The 16,344-nt window shown below is 72.3% G+C and carries 16 protein-coding genes; 2 read left to right on the forward strand and 14 right to left on the reverse strand.

All coding sequences use genetic code 11. From position 1 onward, the window contains the following. Nucleotides 1–342: 342 nt before the first annotated feature. Both QFZ71_RS25600 and QFZ71_RS25605 read left to right on the forward strand, forming a co-directional pair. Nucleotides 343–1,545, forward strand: coding sequence for a S8 family peptidase (locus QFZ71_RS25600; RefSeq protein WP_307670505.1), 1,203 nt, complete (start codon nucleotides 343–345; stop codon nucleotides 1,543–1,545). A 152-nt stretch (nucleotides 1,546–1,697) separates the two neighbouring features. Next, nucleotides 1,698–2,246: a DUF1697 domain-containing protein gene (locus QFZ71_RS25605; protein ID WP_307670506.1), complete on the forward strand. Its 549-nt coding sequence runs from the start codon at nucleotides 1,698–1,700 to the stop codon at nucleotides 2,244–2,246. Between the two features lie 148 nt (nucleotides 2,247–2,394). On the opposite strand, the gene QFZ71_RS25610 is transcribed toward QFZ71_RS25605, so the two are convergent. The 14 genes from QFZ71_RS25610 to QFZ71_RS25670 all read right to left on the reverse strand — a co-directional run bounded on the left by QFZ71_RS25610 (nucleotide 2,395) and on the right by QFZ71_RS25670 (nucleotide 16,330). Beyond that, entirely contained in the window at nucleotides 2,395–3,159 is a 765-nt protein-coding gene (locus QFZ71_RS25610; protein ID WP_307670507.1) for a sirohydrochlorin chelatase, read from the reverse strand. 7 nt (nucleotides 3,160–3,166) lie between these two features. Then, nucleotides 3,167–4,093, reverse strand: a complete 927-nt coding sequence (locus QFZ71_RS25615) for an ABC transporter permease (RefSeq protein WP_307670508.1) — start codon at nucleotides 4,091–4,093, stop codon at nucleotides 3,167–3,169. Then, nucleotides 4,080–4,871 carry an ABC transporter ATP-binding protein gene (locus tag QFZ71_RS25620; RefSeq protein WP_307670509.1) on the reverse strand — a complete coding sequence of 264 codons (792 nt, stop codon included), beginning with the start codon at nucleotides 4,869–4,871 and terminating at the stop codon, nucleotides 4,080–4,082. The genes QFZ71_RS25615 and QFZ71_RS25620 overlap by 14 nt, the downstream gene beginning before the upstream one ends. A gap of 48 nt (nucleotides 4,872–4,919) precedes the next feature. After that, nucleotides 4,920–6,032: an ABC transporter substrate-binding protein gene (locus tag QFZ71_RS25625; RefSeq protein ID WP_307670510.1), complete on the reverse strand. Its 1,113-nt coding sequence runs from the start codon at nucleotides 6,030–6,032 to the stop codon at nucleotides 4,920–4,922. Between the two features lie 224 nt (nucleotides 6,033–6,256). Further along, nucleotides 6,257–7,588, reverse strand: a complete 1,332-nt coding sequence (locus QFZ71_RS25630) for a sulfate adenylyltransferase subunit 1 (RefSeq protein ID WP_307670511.1) — start codon at nucleotides 7,586–7,588, stop codon at nucleotides 6,257–6,259. Then, complete coding sequence (cysD, locus tag QFZ71_RS25635; protein WP_307670512.1) at nucleotides 7,589–8,527, reverse strand: sulfate adenylyltransferase subunit CysD; 939 nt, start codon at nucleotides 8,525–8,527, stop codon at nucleotides 7,589–7,591. Next, nucleotides 8,524–9,093 carry an adenylyl-sulfate kinase gene (cysC, locus tag QFZ71_RS25640; RefSeq protein ID WP_307670513.1) on the reverse strand — a complete coding sequence of 190 codons (570 nt, stop codon included), beginning with the start codon at nucleotides 9,091–9,093 and terminating at the stop codon, nucleotides 8,524–8,526. Before cysC ends, cysD begins: the two co-directional genes overlap by 4 nt. Continuing rightward, nucleotides 9,093–9,809: a phosphoadenylyl-sulfate reductase gene (locus QFZ71_RS25645; protein ID WP_307670514.1), complete on the reverse strand. Its 717-nt coding sequence runs from the start codon at nucleotides 9,807–9,809 to the stop codon at nucleotides 9,093–9,095. Before QFZ71_RS25645 ends, cysC begins: the two co-directional genes overlap by 1 nt. Beyond that, complete coding sequence (locus QFZ71_RS25650) at nucleotides 9,806–9,985, reverse strand: hypothetical protein (RefSeq protein ID WP_307670515.1); 180 nt, start codon at nucleotides 9,983–9,985, stop codon at nucleotides 9,806–9,808. The genes QFZ71_RS25645 and QFZ71_RS25650 overlap by 4 nt, the downstream gene beginning before the upstream one ends. Continuing rightward, nucleotides 9,982–11,679, reverse strand: coding sequence for a nitrite/sulfite reductase (locus QFZ71_RS25655; protein ID WP_307670516.1), 1,698 nt, complete (start codon nucleotides 11,677–11,679; stop codon nucleotides 9,982–9,984). Before QFZ71_RS25655 ends, QFZ71_RS25650 begins: the two co-directional genes overlap by 4 nt. A 115-nt stretch (nucleotides 11,680–11,794) precedes the next feature. After that, the gene (locus QFZ71_RS30525; protein WP_313958857.1) at nucleotides 11,795–11,878 is read right to left on the reverse strand and encodes a putative leader peptide; all 84 of its coding nucleotides are present in this window, start codon (nucleotides 11,876–11,878) and stop codon (nucleotides 11,795–11,797) included. A gap of 284 nt (nucleotides 11,879–12,162) precedes the next feature. Further along, complete coding sequence (locus tag QFZ71_RS25660) at nucleotides 12,163–12,753, reverse strand: GNAT family N-acetyltransferase (RefSeq protein WP_307670517.1); 591 nt, start codon at nucleotides 12,751–12,753, stop codon at nucleotides 12,163–12,165. A gap of 265 nt (nucleotides 12,754–13,018) precedes the next feature. Then, complete coding sequence (locus QFZ71_RS25665; protein WP_307670518.1) at nucleotides 13,019–14,368, reverse strand: helix-turn-helix domain-containing protein; 1,350 nt, start codon at nucleotides 14,366–14,368, stop codon at nucleotides 13,019–13,021. 324 nt (nucleotides 14,369–14,692) lie between these two features. Next, nucleotides 14,693–16,330: an acyl-CoA dehydrogenase family protein gene (locus QFZ71_RS25670; protein ID WP_307670519.1), complete on the reverse strand. Its 1,638-nt coding sequence runs from the start codon at nucleotides 16,328–16,330 to the stop codon at nucleotides 14,693–14,695. Nucleotides 16,331–16,344: the final 14 nt, after the last annotated feature.

Consider the following 16,344-nt stretch of genomic DNA (forward strand, 5'->3'; position numbering starts at 1 on the left):
CACATCGGCCCAGCGGCTTCGACGGGGCGCCGGCGCCCCTCGGGGAGGTCGGTCGCCCGGCGCCCCGACAGCCGCACTGAGCAGGCGATATGGACTACCGGGGCGGCCGTGCTACGTCGTCGTCGGCGGGCCGATCCGGTCGGGCCGACGGCTCGGGGGCGCTCCGCGACCGCTGTGACCAGCCACGGCCGTTTTCCCCTTACGCAACCTTGTTGAGCAAGTCACACCTCCATGAAGGTCTTGAACTGTGCTCGTCAATCGGTCAGGGTTTCGAGCCAGCCCACGGAGATCTTCCGGCCGAGGGCCAACCCCCCACAAAGAATGACGAGGAGAGCCCTCTTCATGGCCAAGCACCAGCGCACCCGTCGTATCAAGCTGACCGCCGCCGTCACCGCCGTGGCGGCCGCCGCCGGAGTCACCCTCGTCGGGACCTCCTTCGCCGGAGCCGCGCCGGCTCCGATGGGAACGGTCTACGGCACGGACGCGGCCACCGCCGTCTCCGGCAGCTACATCGTCATGCTCGACGAGAAGAAGGCCGACAAGGCCGACCTCGCCGAGGAGTACGGCGGCAAGCTCAAGCGCGACTACTCCTCCAGCATCAACGGCTTCTCCGCCAACGGCCTTTCGGAGACCGAGGCCAAGCGCCTCGCCGCCGACCCGGCCGTCGCCAAGGTGGTGCAGAACAAGAAGTTCAGCATCGACGCCACCCAGGACAACCCGCCGTCGTGGGGTCTGGACCGCATCGACCAGACCGAGACCGCGGGCGACAAGGCCTACACCTACCCCGACGCGGGCGGCGAGGGCGTGACCGCGTACGTCATCGACACCGGTGTCCGCGTCACCCACCAGGACTTCGAGGGCCGCGCCACCTCCGGCTTCGACGCCATCGACAACGACGACGACGCCGACGACGGCAACGGCCACGGCACCCACGTGGCGGGCACCATAGCCGGGGCGGCGCACGGCGTCGCCAAGAAGGCGAACATCGTGGCCGTCCGCGTCCTCGACGACAACGGCTCCGGCACCACCGAGCAGGTCATCGCCGGGATCGACTGGGTCGCCGCCAACGCCAAGGGCCCGTCCGTCGCCAACATGAGCCTCGGCGGCGGGGCCGACCCGGCCCTCGACGCCGCGGTCCAGAAGGCCATCGCCGCGGGCATCACCTTCGGCGTGGCCGCCGGGAACGAGTCCAGCGACGCCGGCCAGGGCTCGCCCTCCCGCGTCCCCGAGGCGATCACCGTCGCCTCGTCCACGGTGGACGACGAGCAGTCCTCGTTCTCCAACTACGGCTCGGTCGTGGACATCTACGCGCCGGGCTCGGACATCACGTCCACCTGGAACGACAGCGACAGCGGCACCAACACCATCTCCGGAACCTCCATGGCGACCCCGCACGTCGTCGGCGCGGCCGCCGTCTACCTGGCGGGCCACCAGGACGCCACCCCGGAGGCCGTCGCCACGGCGCTCACCGAGGGAGCCACCCCGGACGCCATCAGCAACGCCACCGAGGGCACCGCCAACAAGCTCCTCAAGGTCGTCGAGTAGCACCCCGGTCCAACGCCCCGGCTCCGACCGGCCACCGGGCGGCGGCGGCCCCACACCCCGCCGCCCGGACACCGCGCACACCAGCCGCCGCGCTCTCCCCCACGGGGCGCGGCGGCTGCGCCGTTTCCCGAGGGGCCCTAAGGTGGATCGCCATGACGACGACGTACGCGGCACTGCTGTGCGGGATCAACGTGGGCGGCGGCAAGAAGGTCCCGATGGCCGAACTGCGCACCGTGCTGACCGAGCTGGGACACACGGACACCACCACCTACCTGCAGAGCGGCAACGCCGTCTTCCGCAGCGACGAGGACGACGAGGACGCCCTCGCCGGGGCCCTGGAACAGGCCTTGCACCGGAGGTTCGGCTTCGCCGTCGACTGCCTGGTCCGTGACGCGGGCTACCTCGCCGCCGTCGCCGCCGCCTGCCCCTTCCCCGCCGCCGAACTGGCGGGCAAGCAGCTCCACGTCACCTACTTCGACCGGGCCGTGGACGCGGAACGCTTCGCCGGCCTGGAGGCGGAGTCCTTCCTGCCGGAGGAGTTCCGCCTCGGCGACCGCTGCCTCTACCTGTACGCCCCCGACGGCCTCGGCCGCTCCAGGCTGGCCGTGGCGCTGGCCCGCCCCCGCCACGTCAAGGGCCTCACCGCCACCACCCGCAACTGGAACACGGTCGCCAAACTGGTGGAGCTGACCCGCGACTGAACCGGCGCAGGGAGGGGGCGGGCCCCCGGGGCCGCACCGCCGGGCTCCGCGGCACGGGGGCGGCGACGGGTTGTCCGTCACCACCGCCCGGAACCCGGCCCGGCGCCCTGCCGGTCCGAACGAACCGGCAGGGCGGACGTTCCGGCCCTCACGCCGACAGCGACGCCCCCGCGACCACCCGCGCCGCGTCGTACCGGTCGAGCAGCAGCCGCGCCAACTCCGGTGCCGGTCCCAGCACATCGGCCAGGACATCCGCACCGGCGGCCTCCGCACCGGCCGCGATGCGGTCGGGGAGGCGGCCGGGTGCGATGACGTACGGGGCCACCGCCACCCGGTCCACGCCCTCGGCGCGCAGTGCCCGGACCGCCTCCTCGGTGCGGGGGAAGGCGCCGGGACGAGCAGCGGAGGCGAACGCAGGCCGCACGGCGCACCAACCGGTGTGCCGCAGCTCCCGCGCGATTTCAGCGATCACTGCGATCGCCTCCGGGTCTGTGGATCCCGCCGCGGCCAGGACGAGCCCGGTCCGGGGGAGGTCTGCGGGGCGGGCCCCGGCCTGCCGCAGCCGCCTGCCGAGGGTGGCGTTGAGCAGCGGGGACGGGCCGAGCACGTCCGCCTGACGGATATGCAGCCGCGGCAGCCTGGCACGGGCCTCGCGCAGGACCGAGGGGATGTCGGTCCTGGCATGGAACGCACGGGTCAGGAGGAGCGGCACGGCCACCACCTCGTCCGCCCCCTGTGCGGCCAGGCGCTCCAGCACGCGGGGCACGGACGGGGCGTTGAAATCCAGGAACGCGGTCTCCACACGCTGCCCCGGCCGCTCGGCGCGTACCCGCCCGGTGAGCGCGTGCACGGTCGCGGCATGCCGCGGGTCGCGGCTGCCGTGGGCGATGACGAGGAGGACGGGGTGCGTCATGGTGGGCTCAGTTCTTGACGAGAAGACCGCGGCTGCGCAGCACCCACCGCTCCAGCGGACTGAAGATCAGCAGGTCGATCGCGATGCCGACGAACAGGATGAGCAGGATCGACAGGAAGATCCCCGGCATGTCGAAGTTGCTGCGGCCGTTCTCCAGCAACTGACCGAGTCCCAGACCCAGTTCGGGGGAGGAGGCGATGATCTCGGCGGCCATCAGCGAGCGCCAGGAGAAGGCCCACCCCTGCTTGAGGCCCGCCAGATAGCCGGGCAGCGCCGCCGGGAGCACGATGTGCCAGGTCCCGCGCAGCCCGGTCGCGCCCAGCGTGCGCCCCGCCCGGAGGAACAGCGGCGGCACCTGGTCGACGCCGGAGACCAGCCCGTTGGCGATCGACGGCACCGCGCCCAGCAGGATCACCGCGAACATCATCCGGTCGTTCAGCCCGAGCCAGATCACCGCCGGGGCCACCCACGCCACCGAGGGCAGCGACTGGAGCCCGGACAGGATCGGGCCGATCGCGGCGCGGACCAGCTTCACCCGTGCCACCAGCAGCCCCAGCGGCGTACCGATGGCGACCGCGAGGAGGAAGCCGAGCAGACCGCGCGAGACGCTGGTCCACACGACCTCCAGCAGGGTGCCCGCCAGCCACATCTCCCGCGCGCTGTCCCACACGGCGGACGGCGGCGGCAGTTTGTACGTCTCCGTCACCCGGGCACGGACCAGCAGCTCCCAGACCACCAGGACCAGCGCCACCGCCACGACCGGCGGCAGTACCTTGTGCAGCAGCACCTCGCGCACCGGGGTGCGGCGGATCTGTACGGCGTCGAGCGCGTCGAGCCCCGCCTCCAGCCCCGCCAGATCGTCGGTCTTCGCGCCGACGCCGCCGGCCGCCGCGTCCGGCCGCTTCCGGTCGGACGTGATGTCAGTGCTGGCCATGTCGGCGGATCTCCCCACGCAGTTCTTCGGTGATCTCGACGGACAGCTCCGCCACGGCGGTGTCCTCGATGCGGCGCGGCTGCTCGATGTCGACCGTCCACTCGCGGGCGATCCGGCCCGGCCGGGAGGACAGCAGCACGACGCGCTGCGCCAGCCGTACGGCCTCGCGCACGTTGTGCGTGACGAAGAGGACCGAGGCGTTCGTCTCCGCCCAGATCCGGGTCAGCTCGTCATGCAGCACATCGCGGGTGATGGCGTCCAGCGCCGCGAACGGCTCGTCCATCAGCAGCAGTTGGCTGTCCTGCGCGAGAGCGCGGGCCATGGCGACGCGCTGCCGCATCCCGCCGGACAGCTCGTGCACCCGCTTGCCGTACGCCCCGCCGAGCCGGACCAGTTCGAGCAGCCGCTCCGCCTCGGTGCGGCGCGCCGCCTTCGGGACCCCGCGCAGCCGCAGAGCCAGTTCGATGTTCTTGCCCGCGGTCAGCCACGGGAAGAGGGCGTGCTCCTGGAACATCAGGGCCGGCCGCCCGCCGGGGGTCTCGATGGACCCCGCGGACGGGCGGTCGAGTCCGGCCACCAGGTTCAGCAGCGTCGACTTTCCGCACCCGGAAGCCCCCAGGAGGGTGACGAACTCGCCCGGAGCGACATCGAGCGAGATGTCGTCCAGCACGAGCTGCGCACCCGTGGGTCCGGCGAAGGACTTCGAGACGTGCGTGAGACGGGCGGCGTGCCCGACCGCCGTACGGTCCTCGGCCTTGGTGAGGGTGGTGGTCGCCATGGTCGTCACCTCCTGGGAATCCTTGCGTCCTGGTACGGATGGGCGGAGCTACTTGACGCCGAGGCCCGCGTCGGCGACCTCGGGCCGGCCCTCGGCCTTGAGGATCTTGTTCAGCGGGCCCAGGTCGTAGATGCCCTGGAGGTTCGGCTCCTTGAGCAGACCGGACTTGACCGAGTGCCCGGCCTGCGTCTTGAGCGTCTCGGCCAGCGGGTCGTCGGTGATCTCGATGGACTCCCACGCCGGGTCGAGGATCTCCGGGGCCAGCGGCTTGCCGCTCAGCTTCTCCAGCGCCTCGTTGGCGGACGCCTTGGCCTTCTCCGGGTTGGCGTTGATCCACTTGTTGGTGGCGACCGAACCCCTGAGCACCGCCTCGACCACGTCCGGGTGCTCGTCGAGGAACTTCTGCGACACGATGATGTTCGTGATCACGAACTTCTTGTCGGGCCACAGGTCCGTCTCGTCGAGGAGCACCTTCGCACCCTGGGAGACGAGCTTCGAGGCGGTCGGCTCGGGCACCCACGCGCCGTCCAGGTCACCGGACCTGTAGGCGTCGGGCGTCACCTTGTTGTCCGAGCGGACCACGGAGACGTCGCCCTTGCCGCTCTGGGCGTCGACCTTCCAGCCCTTCTCGGAGATCCAGTTGAGGAAGGCCACGTCCTGGGTGTTGCCGAGCTGCGGGGTGGCGATCTTCTTGCCCTTGAGGTCGTCCAGGGTCGAGATCTTCTTCGGGTTGACGACCAGCTTCACCCCGCCGGAGGCCGAGCCGGAGATGATCCGCAGCCCCTTGCCCTGGGACTTGCTGTACCCGTTGATGGAGGGGGAGGGGCCGATGAAGCCGAGGTCGATGGAGCCGGCGTTGAGCGCCTCGATCTCGGACGGGCCCGCGTTGAAGGTCGTCGACTCGACCTTGGTGCCGCCCAGTTCCTTCTGGATGGTGCCTTCCTGGATACCGACCAGGGCGGTGGCGTGCGTGAGGTTCGGGAAGTATCCGATCTTCACGGTGTCGGAGGAGAGCTTCTTCCCTCCGGCGGAGACGTTCGCCTTGGCGTCGTCGTCCTTCGCCTCGGAGCCGTAGCCGCAGGCGGTGGCCGCCACGGCGAGCAGCGGCAGGGCGGCCAGGGCGGCGAGGCCGCGGCGAACGGTGGAACGGGGGGCAGGCACGGGAGGCTTTCCTCTCGTCGGCCCGGCGCTCGCGTCCCGCTGTCGGTCAGGGGGGCGCGGCCGGGAGATCGGCAGGTCTTCGGCGGTGCGGGCGGTGCTGGAGGGCGCGCGAGCGGTGCGCGTACGTCATCACGCACATCGCCCCACGCCTCCCTGGCCGCTGCCGAGGGCACCGCTGCCCACGCGGCCGCCCTCCTTCGCGAAGGTGGAGAAGAAGTCGGTCATCAGAAGTCCCACGCGTCGTCGTCGGCGGCCGTGACGGCTTCGGCGACGGCGGCGAAGGCGGCGCCCGCCATGCCGGCGCTCAGCGTCGTCCCGTCCGCCGGGTCGATCAGCAGGAACGAACCGGTGCGCCGGGAGTCCTCGTACGCGTCGAGGGCGAGCGGCTCGGCGGTGCGCACGACGACCCGCCCGATGTCGTTGGCGACGAGCCGCCCCGGAGCCGGGTGCTGGGAGAGGTCGTCCAGGGTGAGCCGCGACGGGATGTCCTTGACGATCGCCTTGACGGTGCGGGTGGTGTGCTTGAGCAGCACCCGCTGACCGACCGAGAGCGGCTCGTCCGCGACGTGGCAGACGGTCGCCTCGACGTCCCGGGTGACGGCGGGGGCGTCGTCGGCCGGGGCGATCAGGTCGCCGCGCGAGATGTCGATGTCGTCGGCCAGCCGGAGCGTCACCGACTGCGGGGCCCAGGCGATGTCCACGCTCTCCCCCAGCGCGTCGATCCCGGTGATCGTGGTCGTCCGTCCGGAGGGGAGCACGGAGACGGCCTCGCCCACCCGGAACACGCCGGCCGCGATCTGCCCGGCGTACCCCCGGTAGTCGGGGTGCTCGGCGGACTGCGGGCGGATCACGTACTGCACGGGGAAGCGCGCGTGGCAGGCGGTGAGGTCGTGGCTGACCGGGACCGTCTCCAGGTGTTCCAGGACGGTCGGTCCGCCGTACCAGTCCATGTGCGCGGACGGCTCGACCACATTGTCCCCGGCGAGCGCCGAGATCGGGATCGCGGTGATCTCCGGGACGCCCAGGGACGCCGCGTACGCGGTGAACTCCTCGGCTATCGCGGCGAACACCGGCTCCGCGTAGGCGACCAGGTCCATCTTGTTGACGGCGAGCACCACGTGCGGGACGCGCAGCAGCGCGGCGACGGCGGCGTGCCGGCGGGTCTGCTCGACGACCCCGTTGCGGGCGTCGACCAGGACCACGGCCAGCTCCGCCGTGGAGGCCCCCGTCACCATGTTCCGCGTGTACTGCACATGGCCCGGCGTGTCGGCGAGGATGAACCGGCGGCGGGCGGTGGCGAAGTAGCGGTAGGCGACGTCGATGGTGATGCCCTGCTCGCGCTCGGCCCGCAGTCCGTCGGTCAGCAGCGCCAGGTCCGGCGCCTGCTGGCCCCGGTTGAGCGAGGCCAGCTCGACGGCCTCCAACTGGTCGGTGAGGACCGACTTGGAGTCGTGCAGCAGACGTCCCACGAGGGTGGACTTGCCGTCGTCGACCGACCCGGCGGTGGCGAAGCGCAGCAGGGTGGTGGTGCTCAACTGCTCAGCTGTGGTGGTCATTTAGAAGTACCCCTCGCGCTTGCGGTCTTCCATCGCGGCCTCGGACATCTTGTCGTCGGCGCGGGTCGCGCCCCGCTCGGTGAGCCGGGAGGCGGCGATCTCGGTGATCACGGAGTCCAGCGTCGTGGCGTCGGAGTCGACGGCCCCGGTGCACGACATGTCACCGACCGTGCGGTAGCGCACCAGCCGCGTCTCCACGGCCTCGTGCTCCTTGGGGCCGCCCCAGTGACCGGCCGTGAGCCACATGCCGTTGCGGTTGAACACCTCGCGCTCGTGGGCGAAGTAGATCTCCGGCAGCTCGATCCCCTCGCGCTCGATGTACTGCCAGACGTCCAGCTCGGTCCAGTTGGAGATCGGGAAGACCCGGACGTGCTCTCCGGGAGCGTGCCGCCCGTTGTAGAGCTGCCACAGCTCGGGGCGCTGGCGCCGCGGGTCCCACTGCGAGAACTCGTCGCGGAGCGAGAAGACCCGCTCCTTGGCGCGCGCCTTCTCCTCGTCGCGCCGGCCACCGCCGAACACCGCGTCGAAGCGGTGGTGCTGGATGGCCTCGGTGAGCGGGACCGTCTGGAGCGGGTTGCGGGTGCCGTCGGGGCGCTCGCGGAGCTTTCCGGCGTCGATGTACTCCTGCACGGAGGCGACGTGCAGCCGCAGCCCGTGCTTCTTCACCGTACGGTCGCGGTACTCCAGCACCTCGGGGAAGTTGTGCCCGGTGTCCACGTGCAGCAGGGAGAACGGAACCGGCGCGGGCGCGAACGCCTTGAGCGCCAGGTGCAGCATCACGATCGAGTCCTTGCCGCCGGAGAAGAGGATCACCGGACGCTCGAACTCGCCCGCGACCTCCCGGAGGATGTGGACCGCCTCGGACTCCAGGGAGTCCAGGTGGCTGAGCGCGTACGGGTGCGCTGTGCCTTCCGGCACGGTGGTGGTGACGGCACTCACGCCAGGCCCCTCTCGGTGAGCAGCGCGTGGAGCGCCGCCGCTGACTCCTGCACGGTCTGCTGGTGCGACTCGATCCGCAGGTCGGGCGATTCGGGGGCCTCGTAGGGGTCGTCGACCCCGGTGAGCCCGCTGATCTCGCCGGCCGCCTGCTTGGCGTACAGCCCCTTCACATCGCGTACGGAGCACACCTCGACGGGCGTGGCGACGTGCACCTCCAGGTAGGTGGTGGACTCGGCGGCGTGCCGCTTGCGGACGGCCTCGCGGCTGTCGGCGAACGGGGCGATGACGGGGACCAGCACCTTCACGCCGTTGGCGGCGAGCAGTTCGGCGACGAAGCCGATCCGGGCCACGTTGGTGTGCCGGTCCTCGCGGGAGAAGCCGAGGCCCGCCGAGAGGAACTCGCGGATCTCGTCGCCGTCGAGCACCTCCACCTTGTGGCCCTCGGTCCGCAGCCGGCCCGCCAGCTCATACGCGATGGTGGTCTTGCCCGCGCTCGGCAGACCGGTGAGCCAGATCGTGGCCCCCGTCTCCGTCACGCTCATCGACATCTCCTGATCAGTCGTCATCAGCCGTGCAGTCCGCATTCGGTCTTGCCGCGCCCGGCCCAGCGTCCGGCCCTGGCGTCCTCGCCCTCCAGCACCCGGCGGGTGCAGGGCGCGCAGCCGACGGAGGCGTAGCCGTCCATCAGCAGCGGGTTGGTGAGCACCCCGTGCTCGGCGACGTAGGCGTCCACGTCGTCCCGGGTCCAGCGGGCGATGGGGGAGACCTTCACCTTGCGGCGCTTGGCGTCCCAGCCCACGACCGGGGTGTTCGCTCGGGTCGGGGACTCGTCGCGGCGCAGGCCCGTCGCCCACGCCGCGTACGCGGTGAGACCGTCCTCCAACGGCTTCACCTTCCGCAGCGCGCAGCACAGGTCCGGGTCGCGGTCGTGCAGCTTCGCGCCGTACTCGGCGTCCTGCTCGGCGACCGTCTGCCGCGGGGTGATCGTGAGGACACGGACGTCCATCACCGCGTCCACCGCGTCGCGGGTCCCGATGGTCTCCGGGAAGTGGTAGCCGGTGTCCAGGAAGACCACGTCCACGCCCGGCATCACTCGGGAGGCCAGGTGCGCGACCACCGCGTCCTCCATCGAGGAGGTGACGCAGAAGCGCGGCCCGAAGGTCTCGGCGGCCCATCGCAGGATCTCGGCGGCGGAGGCGTCCTCCAGCTCCCGTCCGGCCCGCTCGGCCAGCTCCCGGAGTTCCTCGCCGGTCAGCTCGTCGGATAGCTGAGTGCCCGTCATATCCGGTCCCCTTCGCCGTCGTTGCGCTGTACGCCCCGAGCCAGCAGGCCCAGGAACCTCAGCTGGAACGCACGGTTGCAGGAGGCGCATTCCCAGGCGCCGTGGCCGGTCTCGTTGGGGCGCAGGTCCTCGTCGCCGCAGTACGGGCAGTGGAACGGGGCGGCTCGCTCGCTCATGACAGCGACTCCGCACCGGCACGCGCCGCCCAGGTGGCGAACCGCTCGCCGTCCTCACGTTCCTCCTGGAAGCGGCCGAGCACCCGCTCGACGTAGTCCGGCAGTTCGGCCGACGTGACCTTGAGGCCGCGGACCTTGCGGCCGAACCCGGCCTCCAGGCCGAGCGCACCGCCGAGGTGCACCTGGTAGCCCTCGACCTGGTCGCCGTTCGCGTCCAGCATCAACTGGCCCTTGAGGCCGATGTCCGCGACCTGGATACGGGCGCAGGCGTTCGGGCAGCCGTTGATGTTGATGGTGATGGGGTGGTCGAACTCCGGGAGGCGACGCTCCAGTTCGTCGATGAGGGCCGCACCGCGCGCCTTCGTCTCGACGATCGCCAGCTTGCAGAACTCGATGCCGGTGCAGGCCATCGTGCCGCGCCGGAAGGGGGAGGGGGTGACCTTGAGGTCGAGGGCCTCCAGGCCGGCGACCAGGGAGTCGACCTGCTCCTCGGCCACGTCCAGCACGATCATCTTCTGCTCGGCGGTGGTCCGCACCCGGCCGGAGCCGTGCTGGTCCGCCAGGTCCGCGATCTTGGTGAGCGTGGAGCCGTCGACCCGGCCCACCCGCGCGGCGAAACCGACGTAGAAGCGGCCGTCCTTCTGCCGGTGCACCCCGAGGTGGTCGCGCCAGGTCCCGGCGGGCTGCTCGGGCGCGGGCCCGTCGATCAGCTCGCGCTTGAGGTACTCGTCCTGGAGGACCTGGCGGAACTTCTCGGGCCCCCAGTCCGCGACCAGGAACTTCAGCCGGGCGCGGGTGCGCAGCCGCCGGTAGCCGTAGTCGCGGAAGATCCCGATGACCCCGCCGTACACGTCGGGCACCTCGTCCAGCGGTACCCAGGCGCCGAGCCGCACCCCGAGCTTCGGGTTGGTGGAGAGGCCGCCGCCGACCCAGAGGTCGAAGCCGGGGCCGTGCTCCGGGTGGTTCACGCCGACGAAGGCGACGTCGTTGATCTCGTGCGCCACGTCCAGATGTGGGGAGCCGGAGATCGCCGTCTTGAACTTGCGGGGCAGGTTGGAGAAGTCGGGGTTGCCGATGAACCGGCGCTGGATCTCGTCGATGGCCGGGGTGCCGTCGATGATCTCGTTCTCCGCGACGCCCGCCACGGGGGAGCCGAGGATGACGCGCGGCGTGTCGCCGCACGCCTCGGTGGTGGACAGGCCCACCGCTTCGAGCCGCCGCCAGATCTCCGGCACGTCCTCGATGCGGATCCAGTGGTACTGCACGTTCTGCCGGTCGGTGAGGTCCGCCGTGCCGCGCGCGAACTCCTGGGAGATCTCCCCGATCACCCGCAGCTGGCGGGTGGTCAGCCGGCCGCCGTCGATGCGGACCCGCAGCATGAAGTGCTTGTCGTCCAGCTCCTCCGGCTCCAGCACGGCCGTCTTGCCGCCGTCGATACCGGGCTTGCGCTGGGTGTACAGGCCCCACCAGCGCATGCGTCCGCGCAGGTCGTTCGGGTCGATGGAGTCGAAGCCGCGCTGGGAGTAGATCGTCTCAATACGTGTCCGTACGTTGAGACCGTCGTCGTCCTTCTTGAACTGCTCGTTCCCGTTCAGGGGGGTGTGGTGGCCCATGGCCCACTGGCCCTCGCCACGGTGGCGTCCGGCCTTGCGGCGGGGCGTGGCGGGCGCAGGCTGATCCGGGGTGGCGGCCATGACAATACGTCCTTCGGGACTGCGGGAGGGCGGCTCTGAGCGGCACACTCGCGCTGAGGCGCGGCGGTGCGCAGGGCGATTCAGAGGGAAGAAGAAGGCGGCGGTGCTGGGTCTCTCAGCTCACCGGACAGATGGCGCTGGACATGCGGCCGAGGTCGACGTGGCGTCGACTCACCAAGGCAATTCCAGTTCCAGGCATGACGGAAGCGTGTCACGCGCCTCTCGGGGCAGTCCACCACTATCCGCTATGTGGACGTGTATGTCCCGAAGAGTGAGACGGTGTGGTGTCGGTCACGCACAGCGGTGCTGGCATTGGGTGGTAAATCGCCCATAAGGGGTCTGGTGGGGTCGGGGGGCACCCGACCGGCCACCGCCGGGGGGCGGAAAGCCCGCCCTCCGGGCGCCCGGAGGGCGGAGTGGCGCTCGGACCCGCCACGCGCAGAAGCCCCACGCCGCCCCGCCCCCCGGGAGGTCACCGGCGGCTCAGTGCGCTCCGGGCCACGGGCCCGGCGTCGCCACCTCCGGCTCCACCTCGGTCTTCGTCTCGAAGAGCCGGAAGCCGCGCCGCAGGTAGTTGTCCATCGCGTGCGGGCCGTCCAGGGAACAGGTGTGCAGCCACACCCGCTTCGTAGCCGCCCGCCCGGGCCACCGCTCCGCCACGTCCCAGGCGCGCGCCACCCCGTACGACAGGAGGTGCCCGCCGATCCGGCGGCCCCGGAACGCCGGGATCAGTCCGAAGTAGACGATTTCGACCACGCCGTCGTCCTGCGCGTCCAGCTCGACGTACCCGGCCGGCGTGCCGTTCTCGTACGCCACCCAGGTCTCCGCGCCGGGCCGCCGCAGGACCTCGTCCCACTGGGCGTACGTCATGCCCAGCCGGTCGGTCCACCGGATGTCCCCGCCCACCGCGGTGTACAGGAACCGGCTGAACTCCGGTGACGGGACCCCGGACCGGACGACGCGCACGTCGCCCTCCGGTGCGGACGCCGGGCGGAGATCGGCGGGCGAGGTCTGCTCCAGCGACCAGACGGTCACCTCGGTGGTCGGGGCTGCGGGCTGCGGGGTGTCGCTCATGACGGCCAGAAAACCATGGGCCCGCCGACGCGCACACAGCGGGCCCGCCCCCACGCGCGGCGAGCCCGCGCGGGACCCCGCGCACCCGAACCCCACCGCCCCGGTCGCGCCCCCCACACGCGGGGCGCGCCACCCCACGCGGGGCCCGCCCCCACACCGGGTCGGCCCCCCACACCGGGCCAGCCCCCACGTGGGGCCCGCCCCGCACCGTGTCGGCCCCATACGCCGGGGCAGTCCCCCTACCCGGGTCCCGCCCCGCCGGGCGTCACGCACCCTCGGAGAGCCCACCGCCCCCGGTGCCAGCTCGCCCGAAGTTCCCTCGGTCCACTCCGGCCGCCCGGCGCGCCTCCGCCACGACCGGCGCCATCGAGTGCGGCAGCAGATCCGCGCCGTGCTCCGGGTGGACCACCTCCACCTCCACCCCGTCGGCGAAGCGGTACGGGCGGTGGGCCAGGATCTCCGCCAGATGACGCCGCAGCCGGGAGACCTCCGCCCGGACCGTCACCGTCCGGGTCGCGTCCCCGAAGAGGTCCCGTGCCAGCTCCGAGGCCGTCCGCCCCTCCCGGTGCGCCGCCAGTGCGAACAGCAGCTCGGCATGGCGCGGCGAGAGCCGCTGCGTACGGTTGCCGAGCGGTCCGGCCAGATGCACGGCGAGCGCCCGGGGCCGGCTCAGGTCCAGCACCACCCGGCGCGGCGTTCCCTCGGCCGTGCCGTCGCCCACCTGCACCAGCCAGCCGCCCGGCAGCGGCTCGACCCGGCACATGCCGAGCGAGGGCAGCCACACCCGGCCCGGCCGCAGCGACTTCGGCAGCGGCAGCCGGTCCACCGGGGCCATCCCGGTCACCGCCGCCAGCCGCCCGTGCACGTCCACCGCCAGCGCCCGCCCGCCGATCCGGCACAGGATCGGCGCGGCCACCGCCCGCAGCCGCTCGATCTCCGCCAGGTGGCGGGTGCGGAGCTCGGCCTCCGCGAGCCGGGCCACCGAGTCGACCAGGGCCAGGGTCGCCGGATGGAACGTGGAGGCCGGTCCGCTGATGTCGACGATCCCGAGCAGCCGCCCGTCGCGCGGGTCCCGGACCGGAGCGGCCGCACAGGTCCAGTCGTGCAGCGCCCGGATGAAGTGCTCGGCCGAGTGGACCTGGATCGGGACCCGCGCGGCCAGCGCCGTCCCGATCGCGTTCGTCCCCGTCGCCGCCTCGGTCCAGGCCGCCCCCTCCTCCAGGCAGATGCCGTGCGCCCGGCGCAGTACCCCCGTGTTGCCCTGCCGCCACAGCACCCGGCCCTCGGTGTCGGTCACGACCATGATCTGCTGCGCCGCGTCCGCGATCGAGGCCAGCCCCGCCCGCAGCAACGGCATCAGCTCGCCGAGCGCCGTACTGTGCCGCCGGTGCTCGATCTCGTCGGCCTCCAGCAGCTCGCTGTCCGGAGACTGGTCGGGGTCGAGGCCGCACCGCACCGCCCGGTCCCACGAGGCGTCGATCTCCGCCCGCGGCGCCACGGACACCTGGTCCCCGGTCAGCCGTGCCTCCCGTGCCCGGTGGAGCAACCGGACCGTCTGGCGGCCCGCCCCCTGGCCCGTCACCCTTGCCACCCCCGCAGAACCTGTGCCCGTCATGGTCCCGGTCTCCCCCGAACGCTTCCCGACCCGCCCACCCGGACCATCCTGCCGGGCCGCCCGCCCCGGAGTTGCAACCCTTTGCAACTCTGGCGAGATCTCCGAGGCCGTACCAGAGTGACAGAGACACTGTGCGCCGGGCATGTCCCGGCCGCCCCGTGTCGCAGAAGCATGGAGGGTGGTGCCGTGTCGGCGCAGCACCACCCTCCGTCGCTCCGCGGCCCGCCGGCCCCCGCGAGACGGCCCGCCGCCCCCGACGATCAACCCCCCGCCGTGACCGTACGACGGACGGCAGGGCCCACGATCCGGCCCCCCTCCCCGCTCCTACGGAGCGGACGGCCGGGCCCGCTCCACCACCGAGGCCAGATCCAGGCTGTGCGGCAGCGTCCCGAACGACGAGCCCCAGTCACCGCCGAGGCGCGAGGCGCAGAACGCGTCCGCCACCTCCGGCGGCGCCCAGCGGACCAGCAGCGATCCCTGGAGCACCAGGGCGATCCGCTCCACCAGTCGCCGGGCCCGCCCCTCCGCGCCCGCCAGATCGGCCAGCTCCGTCAGCAGCTCCCTGACCGCCGCGTCCAGCCGGTGATCCGCCCCGCGCGCCCTGCCCACCTCCCGCAGGAACGCGTCGAACGCCTCCGGCTCCCGCCGGAGCGCCCGCAGCACGTCCAGCGCCTGCACATTGCCCGATCCCTCCCAGATCGAGTTGAGCGGCGCCTCGCGCAGCAGCCGGGGCATCCCCGACTCCTCCACGTACCCGTTGCCGCCCAGGCACTCCAGCGCCTCGCCCACCACGGCCGAGCAGCGCTTGGTGACCCAGAACTTCGCGGCGGGCACCGCGAGCCGCAGAAAGGCCCGCTCCTCCTCGGTGTCCGCGTCGTACGCGGCGGCCAGCCGCATCGCCAGCACCGTCGCCGCCTCCGACTCCACCGCCAGATCCGCCAGGACGTTGCGCATCAGCGGCCTGTCGATCAGCGGCCCGCCGAACGCCCTGCGGTACGCGCTGTGATGGACCGCCTGCGACACCGCCTGCCGCATCAGCGCCGCCGACCCCACCACGCAGTCGAACCGGGTGGCCGCCACCATCTCGATGATGGTGCGCACCCCACGCCCCTCCTCACCGACCCGGCGCGCCCACGTCCCGTCGAACTCGACCTCGGCCGAGGCGTTGGACCGGTTGCCCAGCTTGTCCTTCAGCCGCTGGATCGAGAAGACGTTCCGCGTGCCGTCCGGGAGCACCCGCGGCAGCAGGAAGCAGGTCAGCCCGCCCGGTGCCTGTGCCAGCACCAGGAAGCCGTCCGACATCGGCGCCGAACAGAACCACTTGTGCCCGGTGAGCAGATATCCGTCCCCGCCCGGCAGCGGCTCCGCCCGCGTCGTGTTGGACCGCACGTCGCTGCCGCCCTGCTTCTCCGTCATGCCCATCCCGAAGAGCACCCCGGCCTTCCCCGCCGCGGGCCGCAGCCCCTCCTCGTAGACGTACGAGGTCAACAGGGGCTCCCACTCCGCCGCCAGCGCCGGATCGGTCCGCAGCGCGGGCACCGCGGCGTGCGTCATCGACAGCGGGCAGCCGTGCCCCGCCTCGGCCTGCGTCCAGACCAGGAACCCCGCCGCGCGCCGCAGATGCCCCGACGGCCGCCCCCAGGCGTCCGTCAGCCCGGCGGACACGGCATGGCCCAGCAACCGGTGCCAGGCCGGGTCGAACTCCACCTCGTCGACGCGGTGCCCGTACCGGTCATGGGTGCGCAGCACAGGTGGGTACGCGTTCGCCCGCGCGCCCCACTCCCGGGCCTGGGCGGAACCGGCGGCCCGGCCGAGCTCACCGAGTTCCCGGAGCGCGACCGCCCGCTCCGCGGGAGCGACATGCCGCTCGACGGCTTCGGACAGGGCCCGGTCGGCGGCGAAGACATCATGGCCGACCAGCGGCGGAACCTGATTGGTCACGGTGTGGGTGGTAGCTGCCATGCCGATACGGTAAG

It is taken from the genome of Streptomyces sp. V2I9 (assembly GCF_030817475.1).
Lineage (GTDB): Bacteria > Actinomycetota > Actinomycetes > Streptomycetales > Streptomycetaceae > Streptomyces.

Bases quoted from the DNA above. Each gene is read 5' to 3' on its own strand.
- QFZ71_RS25600 (WP_307670505.1), top strand. From the start codon at position 343: ATGGCCAAGCACCAGCGCACCCGTCGTATCAAGCTGACCGCCGCCGTC.
- QFZ71_RS25605 (WP_307670506.1), top strand. From the start codon at position 1,698: ATGACGACGACGTACGCGGCACTGCTGTGCGGGATCAACGTGGGCGGC.
- QFZ71_RS25610 (WP_307670507.1), bottom strand. From the start codon at position 3,159: ATGACGCACCCCGTCCTCCTCGTCATCGCCCACGGCAGCCGCGACCCG.
- QFZ71_RS25615 (WP_307670508.1), bottom strand. From the start codon at position 4,093: ATGGCCAGCACTGACATCACGTCCGACCGGAAGCGGCCGGACGCGGCG.
- QFZ71_RS25620 (WP_307670509.1), bottom strand. From the start codon at position 4,871: ATGGCGACCACCACCCTCACCAAGGCCGAGGACCGTACGGCGGTCGGG.
- QFZ71_RS25630 (WP_307670511.1), bottom strand. From the start codon at position 7,588: ATGACCACCACAGCTGAGCAGTTGAGCACCACCACCCTGCTGCGCTTC.
- cysC (WP_307670513.1), bottom strand. From the start codon at position 9,093: ATGACGACTGATCAGGAGATGTCGATGAGCGTGACGGAGACGGGGGCC.
- QFZ71_RS25645 (WP_307670514.1), bottom strand. From the start codon at position 9,809: ATGACGGGCACTCAGCTATCCGACGAGCTGACCGGCGAGGAACTCCGG.
- QFZ71_RS25650 (WP_307670515.1), bottom strand. From the start codon at position 9,985: ATGAGCGAGCGAGCCGCCCCGTTCCACTGCCCGTACTGCGGCGACGAG.
- QFZ71_RS25655 (WP_307670516.1), bottom strand. From the start codon at position 11,679: ATGGCCGCCACCCCGGATCAGCCTGCGCCCGCCACGCCCCGCCGCAAG.
- QFZ71_RS30525 (WP_313958857.1), bottom strand. From the start codon at position 11,878: ATGCCTGGAACTGGAATTGCCTTGGTGAGTCGACGCCACGTCGACCTC.
- QFZ71_RS25660 (WP_307670517.1), bottom strand. From the start codon at position 12,753: ATGAGCGACACCCCGCAGCCCGCAGCCCCGACCACCGAGGTGACCGTC.
- QFZ71_RS25665 (WP_307670518.1), bottom strand. From the start codon at position 14,368: ATGACGGGCACAGGTTCTGCGGGGGTGGCAAGGGTGACGGGCCAGGGG.
- QFZ71_RS25670 (WP_307670519.1), bottom strand. From the start codon at position 16,330: ATGGCAGCTACCACCCACACCGTGACCAATCAGGTTCCGCCGCTGGTC.